Genomic DNA, 18,423 nt, shown 5'->3' with positions numbered 1-18,423 from the left:
GGTTAGTAGCCGCCGATGATCGGCAGTATCTCGCCGGTGATGTAGCTGGAGCACTGGGGTGAGGCGAGGAACACATAGGCCGGGGCGATCTCCTCCGGTTGGGCCGGGCGTTTCATCGGCGTCTTTGCGCCGAACTGCGAAACATCGGCTGCGTCCTTGTCCGAGGGGTTCAGCGGTGTCCAGACCGGGCCCGGCGCCACCGCATTGACCCTGATCCCCTTGCCGATCAGATTGCCTGCCAGCGCGCGGGTGAAGGCGTGGATGCCGCCCTTGGTCATGGAGTAGTCGACCAGCGCCTTCGAACCGTCGATGCCGGTGACGGAACCGGTATTGATGATCGCCGAACCGCTCTTCATATGCGGAACGGCCGCCTTGGCCATGTGGAAGTAGCCATAGAGATTGGTCTTCACCGTGGTGTCGAAATGCTCTTCCGTCAGGTCCTCGAACCTGTCGGCATGGATCTGGAAGGCGGCATTGTTGACCAGTATGTCGAGCCGGCCGAACGCATCGACGACCCGCGCCACCGCTTTTTCGCAGACGCTGCGCTTCGACACATCGCCACTCAGCACCAGACAACGCCTGCCTTCCTTCTCGACCGCCTTGCGGGTGACTTCCGCGTCGCCTTTTTCAGCAAGATGGTGGATGGCGACATCCGCCCCCTCACGGGCGAACAGCACCGCCACCGCCCGCCCGATGCCCGAATCCCCGCCTGTTATGAGAGCGACCTTGCCCTCCAGCTTTTGCGAACCCTTGTAGAAGGGGGCGTCATAGAGAGGCGCGGGCTCGAGCACCCGCTCCAGGCCTGGTTTGGGGTAATGCTGCCGGGGGAACGGCGGCACGGGATATTTGCGGGCGCCGGCCTGCATGGGTCTGGCGGCCGGCTTTCGGGCGGGCTTGCGGTCGATTTTCTTCTGGATGCGCCTTTGCCTGGCGGCCGCCGTGCGCGTGTCATTCGAACCGGTGCTGGCCATTTTAACCTCCACGTGTCGAGAATGAAGGGTCAACGCCCGAAACCGGCGCGAGTTCATATTCGGGCGCCCTGTTCACAATTCGCCCTGCCCTGAAAGCTTGCGGAACAATCCTCCCAAGGCCGCGTTGGGCCCGTGTCGAAGGCGACAAATCCCCCTGAACCCGAGAAAGCGGAGGACCAACGCAATGGGTTTCTTTTCGAAAGACATCAAGTCGCTCGACGATCTCTTCGTCCACACCTTGCGCGACATCTACTATGCGGAAAAGCAGATCGAGAAAGCGCTTCCGAAGATGATCGACAAGGCCACCAATCCAGCCCTCAAAGCCGGATTCGAGAAGCATTTGCAGGAGACGAAGGGGCACATCGAGCGGGTCGAGCAGGTTTTCGAGATGCACGACGTCAAAGCCAAGGCCGTGAATTGCCCCGCCATCGACGGCATCCTTGAGGAGGCCGACGAAGTTACCGGGGACGTGGATGACAAGCAGGTGCTGGATGCCGCGCTCATCGCTTCGGCGCAGGCCGTCGAGCATTATGAGATCACCCGGTATGGCACCCTGATCGCCTGGGCCAAGGAACTGGGCCGCTCCGACTGCGCCGCGGTTCTGGAGCAGAACCTCCAGGAAGAGAAGGCCACGGACAAGAAACTGACCGAGATGGCCGAGTCGCGGATCAACCTGCAGGCCGCGGAATAGACCGTTCTGGCTGGCCGGCGGTGCGGGCCGCCGGCCAGGCCATGCGCCGTTCGCACATGAAGGAGTTTGCCTCATGACCGATCCCCGAAAGAACCTGCCCTATGACGACGACCCGGATGTGCGCTATCTCGCCGAACACACCGACCTTTCCCCGTTGCAAGCCCGCGAGCTGATCGAAAAGCATGGCCGCGACCGGAAAAAGCTCCTGGAAATTGCCCGTACCATGAAAGCGGAAGGCTGAAGCGCAGGCTGGGTGCTGCAGATTAAACTGGAGAATCTTTCTCCAGTTTGTTCCAGCGCAAAGAAGCGCTTGTCGATCGGCATTATCTGCGCCCGGATGGGGTTGGGTCGAGGGGCCTGCCCGCCGCTTGGGCTGACCGGCGGGACGTACCCATGAATGGTTGGTTTCAGGATGTCACGCCGCTGGGCCGGCGTGCGAGGGGGCATGTATGCGCGATTGGCGGATCGAAGCGAACTCAGGCTACGCGCACGCAAGGCCACGTCGTGCTGTTGGCGGGTTTGCGCTGCGGCTCTCAGCCGCGACCGGCCTTGCACTGGCCGCCACCGGCACATGCGCGCTGGCCCAGTCGGCAACGCCGGGTTCGTCCATCCTGCTCGAACCCATCGTCGTCGATGGCCTGGCGGCAGAGCCGGTTGCGGAACGTTTCGGGGCCCTGCCCGGTGGCGTCGCGCTGGTGAACCAAAGCGACAGGCCGGCCACCGCCAACCAGACCGTTTCCAGCACATTGCGCTGGGTTCCTGGCGTGGTCGTGCAGGATTTCTTCGGCGGCAACGACCAGCCGCGCGTCCAGATCCGCGGCTCCGGCCTCCAGCAGAACCCGGTGGAGCGCGGCGTGCTGGTGCTTCAGGACGGCCTGCCGCTCAACCGGGCAGATGGCTCCTACGCGGTCGGCTTCGCCAATCCGGGCAAGGCCGACTCCATCGAGGTCTATCGCGGCTACATGGCAAACCGGCTTGGGGCCACGGTACTCGGCGGTGCGCTCAACTTCGTCTCGCCCACCGGCTCGCAGCACCCGGGCCTGCGCCTTGGGGTCAGCGGCGGCTCGTTCGGGCAGGCCGGCATTGCCGGGCAGGCCGGCTTCCAGACCGGCACGCTCGACGGCCTGTTCCAGGTCGACGTCACCCGTCGTGATGGTTTCCGCGACTACAACACCTCCGAGCGCGCCAGCCTCGGCGGCAATATCGGCTTTGAGCTCTCCGACACGGTCAGGACGCGCATCTTCGCCGGCTATACCGATCTCGGCTTCGACGTGGCCGGCCCGCTGACCAGGAGCCAGTTGGAGACCGACCCGCGCCAGGTCCACACCGGGCCGACACTGACGCCCAACGGAGCGATCAATCCCGGCCCGAACGTGTGGCGCGACAAGCCACGCCGCGAAGCCAGCCAGTTCCTCATCGGTTCGCGCACCACGGCGGAGTTTGACCGGCACCTGATCGACGTGGCGCTCGGCTACACCTTCACCGACGACATGTTCCGCTTCCCCGTCTCGTCGGGCATCCGCGAGACCAGCGGCGGCGACTTCACCGGCGTGGTGCGCTATGCCTATGGTGCCGACGAGGGTGCGCCGCTGCCGCTGTTCGAGACCACAGCGCAGTATTCGCTCGGGTCGGCGACGCGCGACCACTATCTGAACGCCGCCAGTGAAAAGGGCGCCCTGTTCGGCTCGAACGATCTCGACGCCTCGACCCTGTCGGCGCATGTCGGCTTCAACATCCCCCTGGGTCAGTCCTTTACACTTTCGCCGGCGATCGCCTACGCCCACGCCACGCGCGACAGCCGCGACCGTTACGGTCTGCCGACGCGGCCGACGCTTGCCTTCAATCCGGCCAACCCTACCCAGCGCGTGCCGGACGGGGCCGTCCCGTCGCAGGACACGAGCTACGACCGCAGCTACAATGGCTGGAGCCCCAGCCTCGGTCTGACCTACCGGCCGAACGAGTCCAACACCTTCTTCGCCGCCGTCAGCCGCAGCTTCGAGCCGCCGACCCATGACGATCTGCTGGCCACCATCAACGGCACGCCCAACAGCAGCGCCGGGCGCCCCAATCCGGGCGCTCCGAACGCGCCGGCGGATGTGTTCCGCACGCCGGACCTGAAGGCCCAGACTGCGACGACCATCGAGGGCGGCTGGCGCGGCGATGCCGGGCAATTCACCTGGGATGGCGTTGCCTACTATTCCTGGATCGACAACGAACTGCTCAGCCTGCGAGATGCCACCGGAGCTCCGCTCGGCGCGGTCAATGCCGATGAAACCCGGCATCTCGGCCTCGAACTGGGTGTGTCGGCACAGATCGCTGCCGACTGGCACGCCCGTGTGGCCTACACCTATCAGGACTTCCGGTTCCATGGCGATCTGCTGCGCGGCGACAACCGCCTTGCCGGCGCGCCGCGGCATGTCGTCAACGCCATGCTCCGCTACGATGTCAACGAGAACTGGTCTGTCGAGGGTGCGGTGCGGTGGAATCCCGAAAAGACCCCCGTCGACAACATGAACACGCTCTATGCCGACCCCTATGTGGTGGTGGACCTGCGCACCCAGGTGAAGATCGGCGACAATCTCTCTCTGTTCGGCGAGATCACCAATGTGTTCGACGAGAAATATGCCGGTTCCACCCTGATCGTCGATCAGGCCCGCCCCGACCAGGCCGCCTTCCTGCCGGGCGATGGGCGCGGTTTCTTCGTCGGGCTGAAGGCGGGGTATTGACCGGGTAGAGGAAACGTCAAGGCGGTGTTTCGACGAGGCGTTCGGCGACGACCTCGTCGGTAATCAGCACATGTGGGCGCAACAGCCGGATCGATGCCTGGATCACCTGGTATTTATGCCATCCGCCTGACGCCAGCACGATCTTGCGGGCATTGACCAGATCGCGGGGATCGACCGCCACCACCCGGTCGTTGACAGGGTGGTCGATCACCTCGCCCTCGGCATTGATGAAGCGGCACAGGATATCACCGACCGCTCCGGCACGGTGCAGCGAGGCCAGTTCGTCCCGCTCCAGCAGGCCGTATTCGGCGAAGGTCGATTGCGGCGACAGATCGCCGACGCTCAGTATCGCCATGTCGAGCTGTGTGGCGCGGTGGAATATCTCGCGTATGCCCGGATGCGTCATCAGCGCCTCGCGGGTGCGCACATCGGGCGCGAAGACCGGCGCGGCCAGCATGTAGCAGCTTGCCGCGAGCCGATCGGCGAAACGCCATGCGAATTCGCTGGGGTTCACCGAACTGACCTTGGTCAGGCCGCCGAGCAGGGAAACGACGGTCATCTCGGAATGGCCGTTGCCGGCGATGGCCGGCAGGCTGGAACTCAGCGTCCGCCCCCAGCCGAGGCCAATGGTCATGCGGTCCGCCAGATTGTCGGCAATGTAGGCGCCGAGCACCGAGCCGATGATCTGTGAGACCTGCTGCGCCTCGCGGGGATCCGGGATGACGATGGCGCGCTCGATGCCGTGCGTGGTCTCGATCCGGCGCTCCAGTTCCACGCAGCGGCTGAGCCTCGCCGTCACCCTGATCTGGACGGTGCCGTCCTGACGTGAGGCGGACAGCATGCGCAGGACCCGCGTGCGGTGGATGCCGACCTCCTGCGCGATCTGGTCCTGTGTCATGCCCTCCATGTAGTAGAGCCAGGCCACGCGCGCCTTGAGGTCTTCCGTCAGTTCCGCCTCGCCCTGTTTCATCGACCTTCCGCACCAGAGCAATTCCAGCAAAAAGTGCGACGCGGTGTTTGCGCCCGGAATTGCATAGAAATATAGAGCCGGACCGTTTCACGATTCCGGGAAAAGTGAAACGCTCCAGCGCCGTGCTGCCACGGCCTCATCACCTTCTTACCTGTTTGGCGACGGTGATAAAGCCACGCCGCTCCAGTTTCGCACAGGCGCGGTTCAACCGCGCCGACGGAAAAGGTCGACAAGGACCGCAATCAGCACGACACCGCCGACGATCACGCGCTGCCAGAAACCCGAAACGTTGAGCAGCACCGTGCCATTTGCCAGAACCGCCAGCAAGAGTGCGCCCAGCATCGTGCCGATGATGGACCCCTGCCCGCCCCGCAGGCTCGTGCCGCCGAGGATGGCAGCGGTGATGGCGCCCATCAGCCAACCCTCGCCCACCGAAGGCTGGCCGGCGTCCATGCGGCTGGCGAACAGGATGCCGGCCAGCGCGGCGAACATGCCGGCAAGGCCGAAGGCGACCAGTTCGACATATTTGACGCGGATGCCGGCGAGCACCGCGGCATCGCGATTGCCGCCCACGGCGAAGATGTTGCGGCCGAAACGCGTTTGCGTGAGCATCCAGATGAGGATGATGCCGGCGGCAATAAAGATGAGGACCGGCACCGGCACGCCGAATATATCGCCCCTGCCGAACACTGCGAATGTCTCGCCGAGCGGGCGGATCGGGTAGCCCTTGGTGATGACCAGCGTCATGCCGGCAAAGATTTCCCATGTCGCCAGCGTCACGATGAAGGGGTTGAGCCGCAGTCCGGCGACGAACGCCCCGTTGATCAGGCCGAGTATGAGGCCGAAGACCATGGTAAGCGGAATGACGAGGTAAGGATGCACGCCGAACATCGTCAGAAGCAGCGAGCCGACGATGGCCGAAAGCCCCGCCGCCGCGCCCACCGAGAGATCTATGCCGCCGACCAGCAGCACCAGCGTCTGGCCGAGCGCGACCAGCCCCACGAAGGCGGCCTGGCGGGCGACGACCGACATATTGTAGGTCGACAGGAAATTGTCGGTGGCGAGCGACAGGACGGCGATCAGGACGATCAGCGCGACCAGAATGCCGCTCGCTTCCCATCGCCAGAACCGTGCAAGCAGCCCGGCACTTTTGCGAAGCTGGGGCGCCGATGCTGCGCTGTGGCTGTCAGCAGTCATTGCAATTTCCTCGTTCAACTCATGGCCGCCTGAAGCAGCGTTTCCGGCGTGGCATCGCGTGCGGGGAAGATCCCCTTCAGCCGCCCCTCGTGCATCACCAGGATGCGATCCGACACGTCGAGCACCTCCTCCATCTCGGAGGAGATGAAGATGACCGAGAGACCGGCCTTCTCGGTGAACATGCGCAACTGGCGCTGGATCTCGAACTTCGCGGCCACGTCGATGCCCCGCGTCGGCTCGTCCATGATGAGGATGCGGGAGTTCTTCATCAGCCACCGGCCGATGATGACCTTCTGCTGGTTGCCGCCCGACAGCGATGTGATCGGGTCCTTCGGGTGGCCGATCTTGATCTTCAGGTCGGTGACGAAGCGCTGCACCTCGTCGAACATGTCGGCGCTGCGCATATGCGCCAGACCCCGGAACCTGTCGAGATTGGGCAGCGCCATGTTCTCGGCGATGCTGAGAAGCGGAAATATGCCTTCCTGCTTGCGCTCCTCGGGCAGGTAGACCAGGCCTTGCCTGATGGCGTCAGCGGGCGAGTTTATTTCCGTCGGCTGGCCGGCGATCTCGATGTTTCCGGCATCGCGGCGCGTCAGGCCGAATATGCACTTGGCCACCTCGGTGCGGCCCGAGCCCACCAGCCCGGAGACGCCGAGGATTTCTCCTCGCCTGAGCGTGAAGCTGATGTCTTCGAATTCGCCCTGTCGGGTCAGCCCCGAAACCTTCAGCGCGGTTCCGGCCTCCTCGGGCACGATACGCGAGCCGGCATTGCCCTTGCCGACGATGCGGCCGGCCATCATGCGCACCATCTCGTCCTTGGACGTGGCTTTCGGCTCGAGTTCCCCGACATAGCGGCCATCACGCAGCACGGTTATGCGGTCGGACAGGTCGATGATCTCGTCCAGCCGGTGCGAGATATAGAAGGCGGAGCCGCCGGCGGCGCGGAAGGCGTTGAGATAGGCGTAGAGCTTTTCCGTCTCGCGGTATGTCAGCGCGGCCGTGGGCTCGTCGAAGATGAGGATCTTCGCATCGGTCGCCGCCGCCCGGGCGATCTGCACCAGTTGCTGATGCGCCTTCGACAGCGCGGAAACCGGCATGCGCGGGTCGATCGTGTCGTCCACCGTGTGCAGATGCTCGATGGCCGCCTTGCGGGTTGCGCGCCAGTCGATGGTCAGGCCGCGCGTGATGTGCGCGCCGAGCATGATGTTTTCCGAGACCGACAGGTTTGGAACGAGGTTGACCTCCTGGGGCGCGATGGCGACGCCGGCCCGCTGGGCGTCTATCGGCGAATGGAAGACGACATGCTCGCCGTTTCGCAGAAGCTCCCCTTCTGAGGCAGGCAGCTTGCCGCAGAAGATGTTCATCAGCGTTGACTTGCCGGCGCCGTTCTCGCCGATGATGGCGTGGATCTCGCCCGGCCGGATGCCGACCGAGACGTCCTTCAGCGCCTGCACGACGCCGAAGGAGCGCGAGATATTACGGGCTTCGAAGGCAAACGGATACATGGGCTCGCTCACGAAGGGGCGGAGCGCATGCACGGGCGCTCCGCCGACCAGAGGCTATTTGCATTCTTCCTTGGTGATGAAGCGCGACCCGGTGTTGTGGTCCCACGGATAGGTGTGGTTCTGGTTCATCGCCAGCATGTAGCGCACGGCCCAGTAGCCGATGTCCCACTGTCGCTGTGCCTTGAGCGCGGTGATCGTGCCTTCGCAGACGAAATCGACCGCCTCGGGCAGGTCGTCCATGCCGACCACCGCGACCTTGCCGCTCAGGCCCGCATTCTTGATGGCACGCGCCGCGCCGATGGGGTTCGACGCATTGGAGCCGAAGAAGCCGGCGATGTCGGGATGCGCCTGGAGCGCGTTCTCGGTCAGCGTCACGGCTTCCTCCAGAACGTCGTTGTCGGGCTGCTCGAACACGATCTGCATGTCCGGGTGGCTTTCCAGCGCCTTCTTGAAGCCCTGGATGCGCTCGACATGGTCCGTCGCCGTCAGGCTGCCGGAGAGAATGCCGACCTTGCCCTTGCCGTCGAGATGCTTGGCCAGGTATTCGCCGAGGTCATAGCCGTCCTGATAGCTGTTCTTCTGGCCGACGAAGGGAAACTTCTCGTCGCAGAAGGAATTGAAGGTATAGACGTTGAGACCGGCGTCCTTCGCCTCGGTCAGCATCTGCACATTGGTGGCCTGATCGAGACAGGCGACGGCAAGACCATCCGGCTTCTTGCCGATATTGGCCTCGATGCGCTGGTTCTGGTCGGTGACATCGGCCTGCGGAGGCTGGTCCCAGATGACGTTGATCTTGATGCCTTCCTTGGCGATCTCTTCCGCGGCGAACTTGCTGCCCTCGGCAACCACGTCGTACCAGGGATGGATCACCTTCGGAATGAAGACGAAGGTGAGTTCCTTGTCGATCGGCTTGATCAGATCGGCCTGGCTCTGGGCCAGCGCACTGCCGGCAAGACATGCTGTCGCGACACCGCACATGGCGGCCAAGGTCTTCAGTTTCATGGTTTTCTCCTCACTCCATAAAAATCCGGTGCCGCCTGCATGAGGGCGTGCTCTCCCGGCCCGGAACAGTGCGTCCGGGCTACCCGTCTGCCATATGCGTGGATGCCTACTCCGCGGCCGCCAGACGGCGCTTCGTCGGTGTCTTCTGCATGAATTCCCAGGTGTGCTCGAACGAGCGCACACCTGCCTGCGATCCCAGCCCCGTGGCGTTGAGGGCCGACGTCGCCTGCGCAAACCTGACCGCCGTTTCGGGATCGAAATCGCGGCAGAGGGCAACCGCATAGCCGGCATCGAACGCATCGCCGCAGCCGCAGGTGCATTTCACATCGATGTCAAAGGCAGGAATGCTGAACGAGGTTCCTTGCGCGTCGCCGTAATGTGCGCCGCCCTCGCCCAGCGTGAATACGCATGCATTTGCACCACGATCCAGGAAGAACTTCACGCAATCCTCGATTGCTTCCAGACCGCTCAGCGCCTGCGCCTCCTCGATGGAGGGCATGAAGTAGTCGGTATAGGGCAGAACCGCATCGATATCCGGCAGGTCCGCGGGCGAGCCGGCGAACACATCCACCGTCGTCACGCAGCCGCGCGCCTTCGCATGCTTCATCAGCGCCGCGTTGGGCGCGCCGTCCATGCGGTCCATCAGGCCGACGCCGCCGAGGTGGAACACGCGCGCGTCCGTCACCTTGTCGAAGTCGGAGGGCTCGACGAAAAAGTCACCCGTTGCGCCCTTCATGTGCAGAGCCGGCCGTGATCCATCCTGTCGCGTGAGCACTATGGAAGAGGAGGTGCGTGAGCCTTCGATGCGCTGGAGCGTGCTGATGTCGACGCCGAACCCGGCGATCCGGTCCAGCACCCAGTCGCCCATCAGGTCATTGCCGACGCCGCCGACGGCAAGCGTGTTCAGGCCCATCTTGGCGGCGGCGATGGCGGCCACGCCGGCAGCGCCGGAGACCGCCATGGCGATCTCATCCAGCAGCACCGTGCCGCCGCCTTCCGGCACCGTCGAAAAGGGCCACCCCAGACAGTCGAACGTATAGAAGCCCATCGACGCATAGTCGTAACGCCAGTCAGCCACAGCCTCGCCTCCCAAACAGGTGAACTTTTGTACGGCTCACATCCTAACTGTGCATTGCCTGAGGCGACCCGTCAAGCGATTTGTGCATATATATCTCATCTGAATCACATAAATGCATGCTGCGTTTCGTCGAGAAGGCCTGTAATTTCCCGATTCCGGCCGAGTAACATCGGTTTTTCCTGCCTGAATATGAATATCTTGACATTCAAAATGACAAATGTGCATCCTGAGGATGACCAACGGGAGTGAATGAAATGAAGGCCGGCGTGCTCACGGGCCCGAACGAACTGGTGCTGGACGAGGTGCCCGATCCGCAACTGGAAGCCGGAGACCTCCTCATAAGGGTCAAGGCCGCTACGGTCTGCGGAACCGACATCCGCATATTCCGAGGTCGCAAGACGATGGGCATCAGGTATCCGTCGATACTTGGGCACGAGTTCGCCGGCGAGGTGGTTGAGGGCGGCAACGGCAGATGGAAATCCGGCCAGGCCGTGTGCGTCTGCCCGGCCATTTCCTGCGGCCACTGCCAGCACTGTATTCGCGGCTATGAGAACCTGTGCCAGAACCTGCAGGCCGTGGGTTACGAGATCGATGGCGCCTTCGCCGAATATATCCGTATCCCCGCCGCCGGCGTGGAGCGCGGCAATGTGTTCGCCCTGCCCGAAGGCCTTTCCTTCGACAAGGCTTCCCTGGCCGAACCGCTCGCCTGTGTCATGAACGGCCAGGAGCAGGTGGGCGTCGACCGTGGCGACACCGTGGTCATCCTTGGGTCGGGGCCGATCGGTATCCTGCACATCAAGCTTGCCCGCCATGCCGGGGCGCATCGGATCATCGTCAGCGAACCGAATCCGTTGCGCCGCGCCGCGGCCCAGGCAGCGGGCGCGGATTTCACCGTCGACCCCACCGCCGAGAACCTCGGGGAGTTCGTCCGGGCACACACCGGCGGGCTGGGTGCCGACGTGGTCATCGTCGCCATCGGCGTGCCGGCGCTTGCCAATGATGCGCTGGGGCTTGTGCGCCATCGCGGCCGGGTCAGCCTGTTCGCCGGCTTCTCGGCCGGAGACAGGGCGGAACTGGACGTCAACGCCATTCACTACAACGAAATCCGTCTTACGGGCGCGTTCGGCCTCAGCCGCCTGCAATATGAAAATGCGCTCAAGCTCATCGCAGGCGGCCGCTTCGAGGTGGATTCCATGTTGACGCACCGCTTCGGCCTCGCGGAAATATCGGCGGCGCTGACGACGGCGGAACAGGGAACGGCGATCAAGGTGGCGGTCATCGATGCTTGAAGCAGGCACCATGGCCGAAACCGCCGGCGCCCCAGATGGGACGCGCCCCTTCGCGCGCCCGATCCGCCAGCACTATGCGGTCGTCATACTGGGCGCCGGCATCAATGGCTCCGGCCTGTTCCGCGACCTTTGCGCCCAGGGCGTGGACTGCCTGCTGATAGACAAGGGCGATTTTTGCTCGGGCGCCAGCGCCGCTCCGTCTCGCCTCATCCACGGCGGCATCAAATATCTCGAGACTGGAGAATTCCGTCTGGTCAAGGAATCGGCGCTGGAGCGCAATCTGCTGCTGTGCAACGCGCCGCATTACGTGAAGCCGCTGGAAACCGTGCTGCCCATCCGTTCGACATGGGGTGGCCTGTGGGCCTCGACGTTGCGCTTCCTGCGCCTGAAATCCAGGCTGAACGACCGTGGCGCGATCATAACCAAGATCGGGCTGACCCTTTACGACCTCTATGGCCGTCATCTCCAGACCATGCCGTCGCATCGCTTTCTGCGCGGCGACACGCTGCGCCGCGAAATGCCGGATCTCGACCCGCAGGTCACTTTCGCCGGCATCTATCACGAAGGCCGCGTCACGCATGCCGAGCGGCTGGCCCTCGAGCTCGTCCGCGACGGCCTGGAACTCAACCCCGCCAGCACCGCCCGCAACTACGCCCCGGTCGTCGGGACCGGCGAAGGCGGCACCCTCCTGCTGCGGGAGGAGACGACCGGCAAGACACATTCCGTTGGCGCCGACATCATCGTCAACGCCAGCGGCGCCTGGATCGACAAGGTGAACGCCACGCTTGGCATCGACAGCCGGCACATGGGCGGCAACAAGGGCGCCCATCTGGTGGTGCGGCACCCTCGCCTGCTTGAGGCCCTGCAAGGCCGGATGATTTACTTCGGCACAAGCGACGGGCGCGTCAACCTGCTCTATCCGCTGATGGGCAACGTGCTTATCGGATCGACCGATATCCCGGTCGACGACCCTGACGAAGCGGCCTGCGACGAGACCGAAACGCAGTACCTGCTGGACGTTGTTTCGGAGATTTTCCCGGGTATCCGGCTGACGAAAGACGATATCGTCTTCACCTATTGGGGCGTGCGCCCCCTGCCGCGCGCCGATGGCCTCGATCCCGGCGCGGTAAGCCGCGATCATCACATCGCCGAGGATCGCCTGCCGGGAACCTCCATACCCGTGCTGGCGCTGATCGGCGGCAAGTGGACCACGTTCCGGGGCTTTTCCGAGCAGACGGCCGATCGCATTCTTGAGCAGTTGGGCAGGAAACGCAGGCAGGACACCCGCAACATGCGCATCGGCGGCGGCAGGAATTATCCCGCCGATGGCCGCCTGCGCCACGAGTTCCTGGCCGATCTCGCGAAGAGCGGCGGAACGGACTTGCGCCGCGCCACGATCCTGTTCGAACGCTACGGCACCTATGCCCACACGATCGCCGGCGAAACCGGAAATGGCGAGGTGCTGGAGGGCTTGCCCGACTACTCCCGTCCGGAGCTTGCTTTCCTGTGCCACAGCGAATCCGTGGTGACGCTGTGCGATCTGCTCTTTCGCCGCACCGACATCGCTCTTGGTGGAAAACTGTCCACCCGCGTTATCGAGACGACGGCCCAGATCGCCGCAGAAGTGCTCGGCTGGGACGCCGCACGGACAAAAAGCGAAATCGCCGAGACCATACGCCAGGCACGCCTACACAATGCAGGCGTGGTTCGGCCGCCCACGTAAAGATCCTCCATGCCGCCCGCCCTTCCCCGCTGGCGGCGCGCCATCTGCCCGCTTTTTTCTACACATCCAGCTTGCGCACGGCCCGCTTCTTGCCCAACAATCCCGGTTATGCGGGAAGATCACGGCACCGGCGGCGAAAAGGCTCTCGACCAGGGCGAATGGGATTACATCATCGTCGGTGCCGGCTCGGCCGGTTGCGTGCTCGCCAACCGGCTGAGCGCCGATCCGAAAAACCGCGTGCTCTTGCTGGAGGCCGGCGGCACCGACAACTACCATTGGGTGCACATCCCGGTCGGCTATCTCTACTGCATCGGCAATCCGCGCACGGACTGGTGTTATCGCACGGTGGAGGAAAAGGGCCTCAACGGCCGCTCCCTGCTCTACCCGCGCGGCAAGGTGCTGGGCGGCTGCTCCTCCATCAACGGCATGATCTACATGCGTGGCCAGGCGCGGGACTACGACCGCTGGCGCCAGATGGGCAATCCCGGCTGGGGCTGGGACGATGTGCTGCCGCTGTTTCGCCGCTCGGAGGACCATTACCTCCACGACAACGAGAACCATGGACAGGGCGGGCCGCTGCGCGTCGAGCGCCAGCGCCTGAGCTGGCCGATCCTTGACGCCGTCACCGAGGCGGCGGCCGAGCTGGGTGTTCCGGCCACCGATGATTTCAACGGCGGCAACAACGAAGGCGCCGGCTATTTCGAGGTGAACCAGAAAAACGGCGTGCGCTTCAGCGCTGCCCGCGCCTTCCTTAAGCCGGTGCGTTCGCGGCCCAATCTGCGCATCGTCACCCAGGCGACGGCCGAGCGCATCGTCTTCGACGGCAAGCGGGCGCAGGCGCTGCTTTATCGCGGTGAGGACGGGCGGCTTTCCAGCGTCCGCATCGGGCGCGAGCTGCTTTTATCGGCCGGGGCGATCAACTCGCCGCAGCTTCTGCAATTGTCCGGCGTCGGCCCGGCGACGCTGCTCAGGGACAATGGCATTGAGGTGCGGCATGAAATTGCCGGCGTCGGCGAGAATTTGCAGGACCATCTCCAGATCCGCACCGCCTTCCGCATCGAAGGTGCGCGCACGCTCAACGAGCGGCAGGCGAGCCTGTGGGGCAAGGCGGGCATCGCGCTCGAATATGCGCTGAAGCGCTCCGGGCCGATGGCCATGGCGCCAAGCCAGTACGGCATTTTCATGCGCTCCGATCCGCGCTTCGACACGCCCAATATCGAGTTTCACATCCAGCCGCTGTCGCTGGAAGCGTTCGGCGAGCCGCTGCATGCCTTTCCGGCGATCACTGTTTCGGTGTGCAATCTGCGCCCCGAATCGCGCGGCCATGTGCGCATCCAGTCGGCCGACCCGCGCCAGGCACCGCTGATCGCGCCGAACTACCTTTCCACTGACGGCGACCGCGAGGTGGCGGTGCAATGTGTGCAGCAGGCCCGCCGGCTGATGGCGACGAAGCGCATGAGCGAATTCCGGCCCCAGGAGTTCAAGCCGGGCGCGCATATCTCCACGCCGGAGGAGTTGTGGCGCGCCGCCGGCGACATCGCCACCACCATCTTCCATCCGGTCGGCACCGCCCGCATGGGCAGCGATGATGCTGCCGTGGTGGATCCTCAGCTTAGGGTGCGCGGGCTGGAGAGGCTGCGCGTGGTGGATGCTTCGATCATGCCGACCATCGTTTCGGGCAACACCCATGCGCCGACCGTTATGATCGCCGAAAAAGCGTCCGACATGATCCTCGCCACTGGGTGAATCCCACGCTTGTCCGGCCCAGCAGCGGTGCACGGCCCTCCTTTCGGCACCGCCCGTCCTGCATGGAGATTTTTCCTAATCTTTGCGTTTCAGTTTATAATTTTTACGTATGTCATTATATTAAAATGGATTCGTGATTTCACGACTATGCGTTAGCTCACGGCTCCAACGATCCGGCTCGCGAATGCCGGGCGGGCGCGCAGCCGTTCGTAATAGGCGTTCAGATTGGTAAGGTCCGGCTTGTCGACGGGCAGCAGGAACCAGCGATGGACGGCCGGGCCTGCGGCAATGTCGGCAATGGTGAATGCATTTCCGGCCATATGCTGCGTAAGCCCGAGTTTCGCGTCAAGCTGGGTGAAGGCGCCGATGACCGTCGCGGTCATGGCATCGATGCCGTCGCCGTCGGCCTTCATCGTCTTGCGCAGGCGGGTGAGTGGCGGGGCCAGCGCGGTCGCGCTCCAGTCCATCCACTTGTCGACAGTGGCGCGTCCGGACGGCGTATCCGGCCACAATTCGACGGCGCGGTACTGGCTGGCGATGTAGCGCAGCACGGCATTGGATTCCCACACCACCAGATCGCCGTCCACGACGGTCGGCACCTTGCCGTGCGGGTTCATGGCCAAATAGGCGGGTTCATCGTTGCCGCCGAACCTGCCGCCGCAGTCGATGCGCTCATATTCCATGCCGATTTCGTCGAGCAGCCAGTAGACTTTGGCCGAGTTCGAGGAATCGGAACGCCCATAGACCTTCATCATTGCAGTGCCCTTTCGTTCATGGTTGTCCCGCCGTTGCCGTCATGAGGCCGCAAATGTCTTCGGCATGGTCGATCCCCATCAGGCTGGCGAACAGGCTGTGTGCGGCCACCTCGCCGTGCAGGTTCCGCGCGCAGTCGACGAACTTGGTTTCAAGCTCCGCGTCCGACATCGGGTTTTCCGGTCCGCGCCCGAAGCGGGTGGAGGCGGCTTCCTCCAGAACCGTACCGTCCTTGAGGGTCACGCGCACCCGGCCCAGATATTCATCTGGCTCCCGATGCGCGGCGGAGGTTACCAACCCGAGCATTTCCGCGGTTTCGCCGTCCTTCAGCCGGTCCTTGGTGAAATCGGAAAGACTGATGCGGCCGCCGAGCAATGCCCTGGCGGTGAGATACTGGACGCTGAACTTGGCGTCGAGCCCGGTGCATGGCTGCGGCCGGTTCGTATGGACAAGCCGCCGCTCATGCGTCCAGGTCTCGATCCTGGCAATGCTGCGCGGGTCCAGCGGACCGTGACGCCTGAAGAGGGCGATCGCGGCATCGATGGCCGAATGGGCGCTGCCGCAGCACGGGTGCTGCTTGACTGAAAGACCCGGTTCCAGCACGGCGAGCGGAGCGTCTTCCAGCGCCTTTTCAGGGGAGAAGGTGCCGGCACCGTTGAAGACGTTGAAGAAACCGTAATTATGGTCGAAGGCATCGTGGTTGGCGCTCATGCCCCTGGCGACGGTGAGGGCCGCCAGCATGCCATTATGGGCGGCCTGGCCGACATGCAGCGGTTTCACCGGCGTGCCGAAATTCGCTTTCAGGCCGCCGGCCATGGATACGGCAACCGCCAGCGTGGTGGCCATGCGCTCGTCGTCGAAGCCCAGCAGGCGGGCAGAGGCGGCGGCGGCGCCGAACACGCCGAGCGTGGCGGTCGGGTGCCAGCCCTTGTCGTAGTGGTGGGGCATGATGGCGCGCGCCAGTCGCACCTCCACTTCCACACCGGCCAGATAGGCCTCGATCACCGCCCTGCCCGTCGCCTTGCGCTCCTGGGCCAGCGCCAGCACCGCCGGCACCACAGGAGCGGACGGATGGCCGGCCATGGCCGTGCTGCAATCGTCGAAGTCGAGTGCATGGGCGGCGGTGCCGTTGATGAGCGCTGCATGCAGGACCGAAAAGGCGCCCTTGCGACCGATGCAACTGGCCGTGCCCTGCGCTCCATCGGCGCCGATCACATTTGCCAGGCTGGCGATGAAACAGGTCCGGCTGCCGGCAATGGCCACGCCGATCGTATCGGCGATGGCGCGCCGGGCTACATAGGCGGCCTCGCCGGGAACAGCGTCCAGTCGGATTGCGTTGGCGCGCCGCGCCAGATCCATTGTGAAACTCATGCTTCAATCTCCCCGGTCAGGCAGTGTCAGGCGGCGGTGGTCGCTTCGATCTCGGCGGTCAGCCGACGCATGGAGGCGAGACCGTCGAGGTTCATGAGCATGTGGAACACGGAGCGCGTACCGGCTTCCGTCAGGGCGCGGCGTGCGCAATCGGCAAATTTCTGCTCCAGCATCTCGGCCGGCAGCGGCACTTCCGGCCCTCGCCCCAGCGGCGCGGCCACCGTCTCGGCCAATATGCGGCCGTCGCGCAGAGTCACGCGCACTTCCGCACCGTAGTCATTGGCGTCGTCGTCATGCGGCTGCATCTCGACCAGCCCCATCACGCGGGTGACGTCCGGATCGTGCAGAGCCCCCTCTTCGAAATGGTCGAGCGTGACGGCCCCGCCGAGCAGGCCGCGCGAGACCGCATAGGGCAGCGAGAACTTGGCGTTGAGGGCGCTGGTGGCCGGGTTGCGCACATGCGGCAGCAGCCGGCGCGGATGCATGCGCACCAGCACGGCGCTGACATCACCCGCGGCAAAGCCCCCCGCGCGGTGGAGGGCGATGGCGGCGTCAATGGCGCCGTGCACGCTGTAGACGCACGGATACTTCTTGATCGAGATGCCGGGCTGCAACAGGTCGAGCGGCTCGGCCCAGCCGGACAGCATGCGGGCGGCATCGTGGTTGCCCGGTCCGTTGAAAACGTCGAGGAAGCCCTGCGCATGTTCAAAGGCCACGGGCGAGGCTTCCACGCCCTCGCCTGCCATCAGCGCCGCGAACAGGCCGTTGCGGGCGGCGAGACCGGCATGCATCGGCTTGGTCGAGGTGCCGAAATTCGCCTTGGTACCTGAAGCGAGCGACGTGCACATGGCCAGCGCATGTGCCAGTTTCTCCTCATCGAGGCGCAGCATGTGGCCGGCGGCGGCCGCCGCGCCGAAGATGCCGAGCGTCGCGGTCGGGTGCCAGCCCTTCTCGTAATGATGGAAGTTGACGCCACGCGCGATGCGCGTCGCCGTCTCCACGCCGACGATATAGGCGTCGACGAATTTGCGCCCGCTGGCGTCGAGGGTTTCCGCCAGCGCCAGAAGCCCCGGCACGATGATGACGGTGGGGTGACCCGACAGCGATTTGCTGGTGTCGTCATAATCCAGCGCATGGCCGGAGGTGCCGTTGACGAAGGCCGCGTCGAGGCGGCCCAGCCGTCGACGCCGGCCCAGCACCAGGCAAGGACCGGAAGCGAAGGCATCGGCCGACAGCACGGCCTCGGTGGTTTCGGTTTCGGCACCGAGCAACGCACAGCCAATCATGTCGGCAATGGCATCCTTGGCCCATTTCAGGGCCTGCGGGTCAAAGGCTGCGCAATCGAGCGCTACAGCGCGTTTGGCAATGTCCAGCGCAAGTGGCATGTCGGTCATACTCCGG

Annotated in this window: 15 protein-coding genes; 6 read left to right on the top strand and 9 right to left on the bottom strand. The window is 64.4% G+C overall.

Going from position 1 to position 18,423, the window contains the following annotated elements:
- Window positions 1-2: 2 nt before the first annotated feature.
- The gene (locus ABID37_RS07680; RefSeq protein WP_354193668.1) at window positions 3-971 is read right to left on the bottom strand and encodes an SDR family oxidoreductase; all 969 of its coding nucleotides are present in this window, start codon (window positions 969-971) and stop codon (window positions 3-5) included.
- A gap of 184 nt (window positions 972-1,155) precedes the next feature.
- Between ABID37_RS07680 and ABID37_RS07675 the strand changes: the two genes are divergently transcribed.
- From ABID37_RS07675 to ABID37_RS07665, 3 genes are all read left to right on the top strand, one after another.
- Window positions 1,156-1,662, top strand: a complete 507-nt coding sequence (locus ABID37_RS07675) for a YciE/YciF ferroxidase family protein (protein ID WP_354193667.1) — start codon at window positions 1,156-1,158, stop codon at window positions 1,660-1,662.
- A 73-nt stretch (window positions 1,663-1,735) separates the two neighbouring features.
- Window positions 1,736-1,903, top strand: a complete 168-nt coding sequence (locus ABID37_RS07670; RefSeq protein WP_354193666.1) for a hypothetical protein — start codon at window positions 1,736-1,738, stop codon at window positions 1,901-1,903.
- A 208-nt stretch (window positions 1,904-2,111) separates the two neighbouring features.
- Window positions 2,112-4,388, top strand: coding sequence for a TonB-dependent receptor family protein (locus ABID37_RS07665; protein WP_354193665.1), 2,277 nt, complete (start codon window positions 2,112-2,114; stop codon window positions 4,386-4,388).
- A gap of 16 nt (window positions 4,389-4,404) precedes the next feature.
- Here the strand turns inward: ABID37_RS07665 and ABID37_RS07660 are convergent, their stop codons facing one another.
- The 5 genes from ABID37_RS07660 to ABID37_RS07640 form a co-directional block, all read right to left on the bottom strand.
- A complete protein-coding gene (locus ABID37_RS07660; protein WP_354193664.1) occupies window positions 4,405-5,358 on the bottom strand; it encodes a sugar-binding transcriptional regulator in 954 nt (317 codons plus the stop codon).
- 204 nt (window positions 5,359-5,562) lie between these two features.
- Complete coding sequence (locus ABID37_RS07655) at window positions 5,563-6,555, bottom strand: ABC transporter permease (RefSeq protein WP_354193663.1); 993 nt, start codon at window positions 6,553-6,555, stop codon at window positions 5,563-5,565.
- A 14-nt stretch (window positions 6,556-6,569) separates the two neighbouring features.
- Window positions 6,570-8,093, bottom strand: a complete 1,524-nt coding sequence (locus ABID37_RS07650; protein ID WP_354193662.1) for a sugar ABC transporter ATP-binding protein — start codon at window positions 8,091-8,093, stop codon at window positions 6,570-6,572.
- A gap of 21 nt (window positions 8,094-8,114) precedes the next feature.
- Complete coding sequence (locus ABID37_RS07645; RefSeq protein WP_354193661.1) at window positions 8,115-9,062, bottom strand: substrate-binding domain-containing protein; 948 nt, start codon at window positions 9,060-9,062, stop codon at window positions 8,115-8,117.
- A gap of 106 nt (window positions 9,063-9,168) precedes the next feature.
- On the bottom strand, window positions 9,169-10,140 hold the full coding sequence (locus ABID37_RS07640) for a carbohydrate kinase family protein (RefSeq protein ID WP_354193660.1): 972 nt from the start codon (window positions 10,138-10,140) through the stop codon (window positions 9,169-9,171).
- A gap of 254 nt (window positions 10,141-10,394) precedes the next feature.
- Between ABID37_RS07640 and ABID37_RS07635 the strand changes: the two genes are divergently transcribed.
- From ABID37_RS07635 to ABID37_RS07625, 3 genes are all read left to right on the top strand, one after another.
- Complete coding sequence (locus ABID37_RS07635) at window positions 10,395-11,429, top strand: zinc-dependent dehydrogenase (RefSeq protein WP_354193872.1); 1,035 nt, start codon at window positions 10,395-10,397, stop codon at window positions 11,427-11,429.
- Window positions 11,422-13,152: a glycerol-3-phosphate dehydrogenase/oxidase gene (locus ABID37_RS07630; RefSeq protein ID WP_354193659.1), complete on the top strand. Its 1,731-nt coding sequence runs from the start codon at window positions 11,422-11,424 to the stop codon at window positions 13,150-13,152. The genes ABID37_RS07635 and ABID37_RS07630 overlap by 8 nt, the downstream gene beginning before the upstream one ends.
- Before the next feature lie 108 nt (window positions 13,153-13,260).
- Complete coding sequence (locus ABID37_RS07625; RefSeq protein ID WP_354193658.1) at window positions 13,261-14,898, top strand: GMC family oxidoreductase; 1,638 nt, start codon at window positions 13,261-13,263, stop codon at window positions 14,896-14,898.
- 152 nt (window positions 14,899-15,050) lie between these two features.
- On the opposite strand, the gene ABID37_RS07620 is transcribed toward ABID37_RS07625, so the two are convergent.
- Genes ABID37_RS07620 through ABID37_RS07610 form a run of 3 tightly spaced genes read right to left on the bottom strand, consistent with a single transcriptional unit; the run spans window position 15,051 to window position 18,407 of the window.
- Window positions 15,051-15,653: a glutathione S-transferase family protein gene (locus ABID37_RS07620; protein WP_354193657.1), complete on the bottom strand. Its 603-nt coding sequence runs from the start codon at window positions 15,651-15,653 to the stop codon at window positions 15,051-15,053.
- 16 nt (window positions 15,654-15,669) lie between these two features.
- Window positions 15,670-17,022 carry an MmgE/PrpD family protein gene (locus tag ABID37_RS07615; protein ID WP_354193656.1) on the bottom strand — a complete coding sequence of 451 codons (1,353 nt, stop codon included), beginning with the start codon at window positions 17,020-17,022 and terminating at the stop codon, window positions 15,670-15,672.
- A gap of 26 nt (window positions 17,023-17,048) precedes the next feature.
- Complete coding sequence (locus tag ABID37_RS07610) at window positions 17,049-18,407, bottom strand: MmgE/PrpD family protein (protein WP_354193655.1); 1,359 nt, start codon at window positions 18,405-18,407, stop codon at window positions 17,049-17,051.
- Between the last annotated feature and the right edge of the window lie 16 nt (window positions 18,408-18,423).

The sequence above is a fragment of the Aquamicrobium terrae genome (assembly GCF_040545735.1).
GTDB lineage: Bacteria > Pseudomonadota > Alphaproteobacteria > Rhizobiales > Rhizobiaceae > Mesorhizobium > Mesorhizobium terrae_A.
The sequence above is the reverse complement of the archived record's forward strand: the minus strand, read 5'-3'. Positions and strand labels throughout refer to the sequence as shown.

Coding starts and splice junctions, on each gene's coding strand:
- ABID37_RS07680 (WP_354193668.1), bottom strand. CDS start 971: ATGGCCAGCACCGGTTCGAATGACACGCGCACGGCGGCCGCCAGGCAA.
- ABID37_RS07675 (WP_354193667.1), top strand. CDS start 1,156: ATGGGTTTCTTTTCGAAAGACATCAAGTCGCTCGACGATCTCTTCGTC.
- ABID37_RS07670 (WP_354193666.1), top strand. CDS start 1,736: ATGACCGATCCCCGAAAGAACCTGCCCTATGACGACGACCCGGATGTG.
- ABID37_RS07665 (WP_354193665.1), top strand. CDS start 2,112: ATGCGCGATTGGCGGATCGAAGCGAACTCAGGCTACGCGCACGCAAGG.
- ABID37_RS07660 (WP_354193664.1), bottom strand. CDS start 5,358: ATGAAACAGGGCGAGGCGGAACTGACGGAAGACCTCAAGGCGCGCGTG.
- ABID37_RS07655 (WP_354193663.1), bottom strand. CDS start 6,555: ATGACTGCTGACAGCCACAGCGCAGCATCGGCGCCCCAGCTTCGCAAA.
- ABID37_RS07645 (WP_354193661.1), bottom strand. CDS start 9,062: ATGAAACTGAAGACCTTGGCCGCCATGTGCGGTGTCGCGACAGCATGT.
- ABID37_RS07635 (WP_354193872.1), top strand. CDS start 10,395: ATGAAGGCCGGCGTGCTCACGGGCCCGAACGAACTGGTGCTGGACGAG.
- ABID37_RS07630 (WP_354193659.1), top strand. CDS start 11,422: ATGCTTGAAGCAGGCACCATGGCCGAAACCGCCGGCGCCCCAGATGGG.
- ABID37_RS07625 (WP_354193658.1), top strand. CDS start 13,261: ATGCGGGAAGATCACGGCACCGGCGGCGAAAAGGCTCTCGACCAGGGC.
- ABID37_RS07620 (WP_354193657.1), bottom strand. CDS start 15,653: ATGATGAAGGTCTATGGGCGTTCCGATTCCTCGAACTCGGCCAAAGTC.
- ABID37_RS07615 (WP_354193656.1), bottom strand. CDS start 17,022: ATGAGTTTCACAATGGATCTGGCGCGGCGCGCCAACGCAATCCGACTG.
- ABID37_RS07610 (WP_354193655.1), bottom strand. CDS start 18,407: ATGCCACTTGCGCTGGACATTGCCAAACGCGCTGTAGCGCTCGATTGC.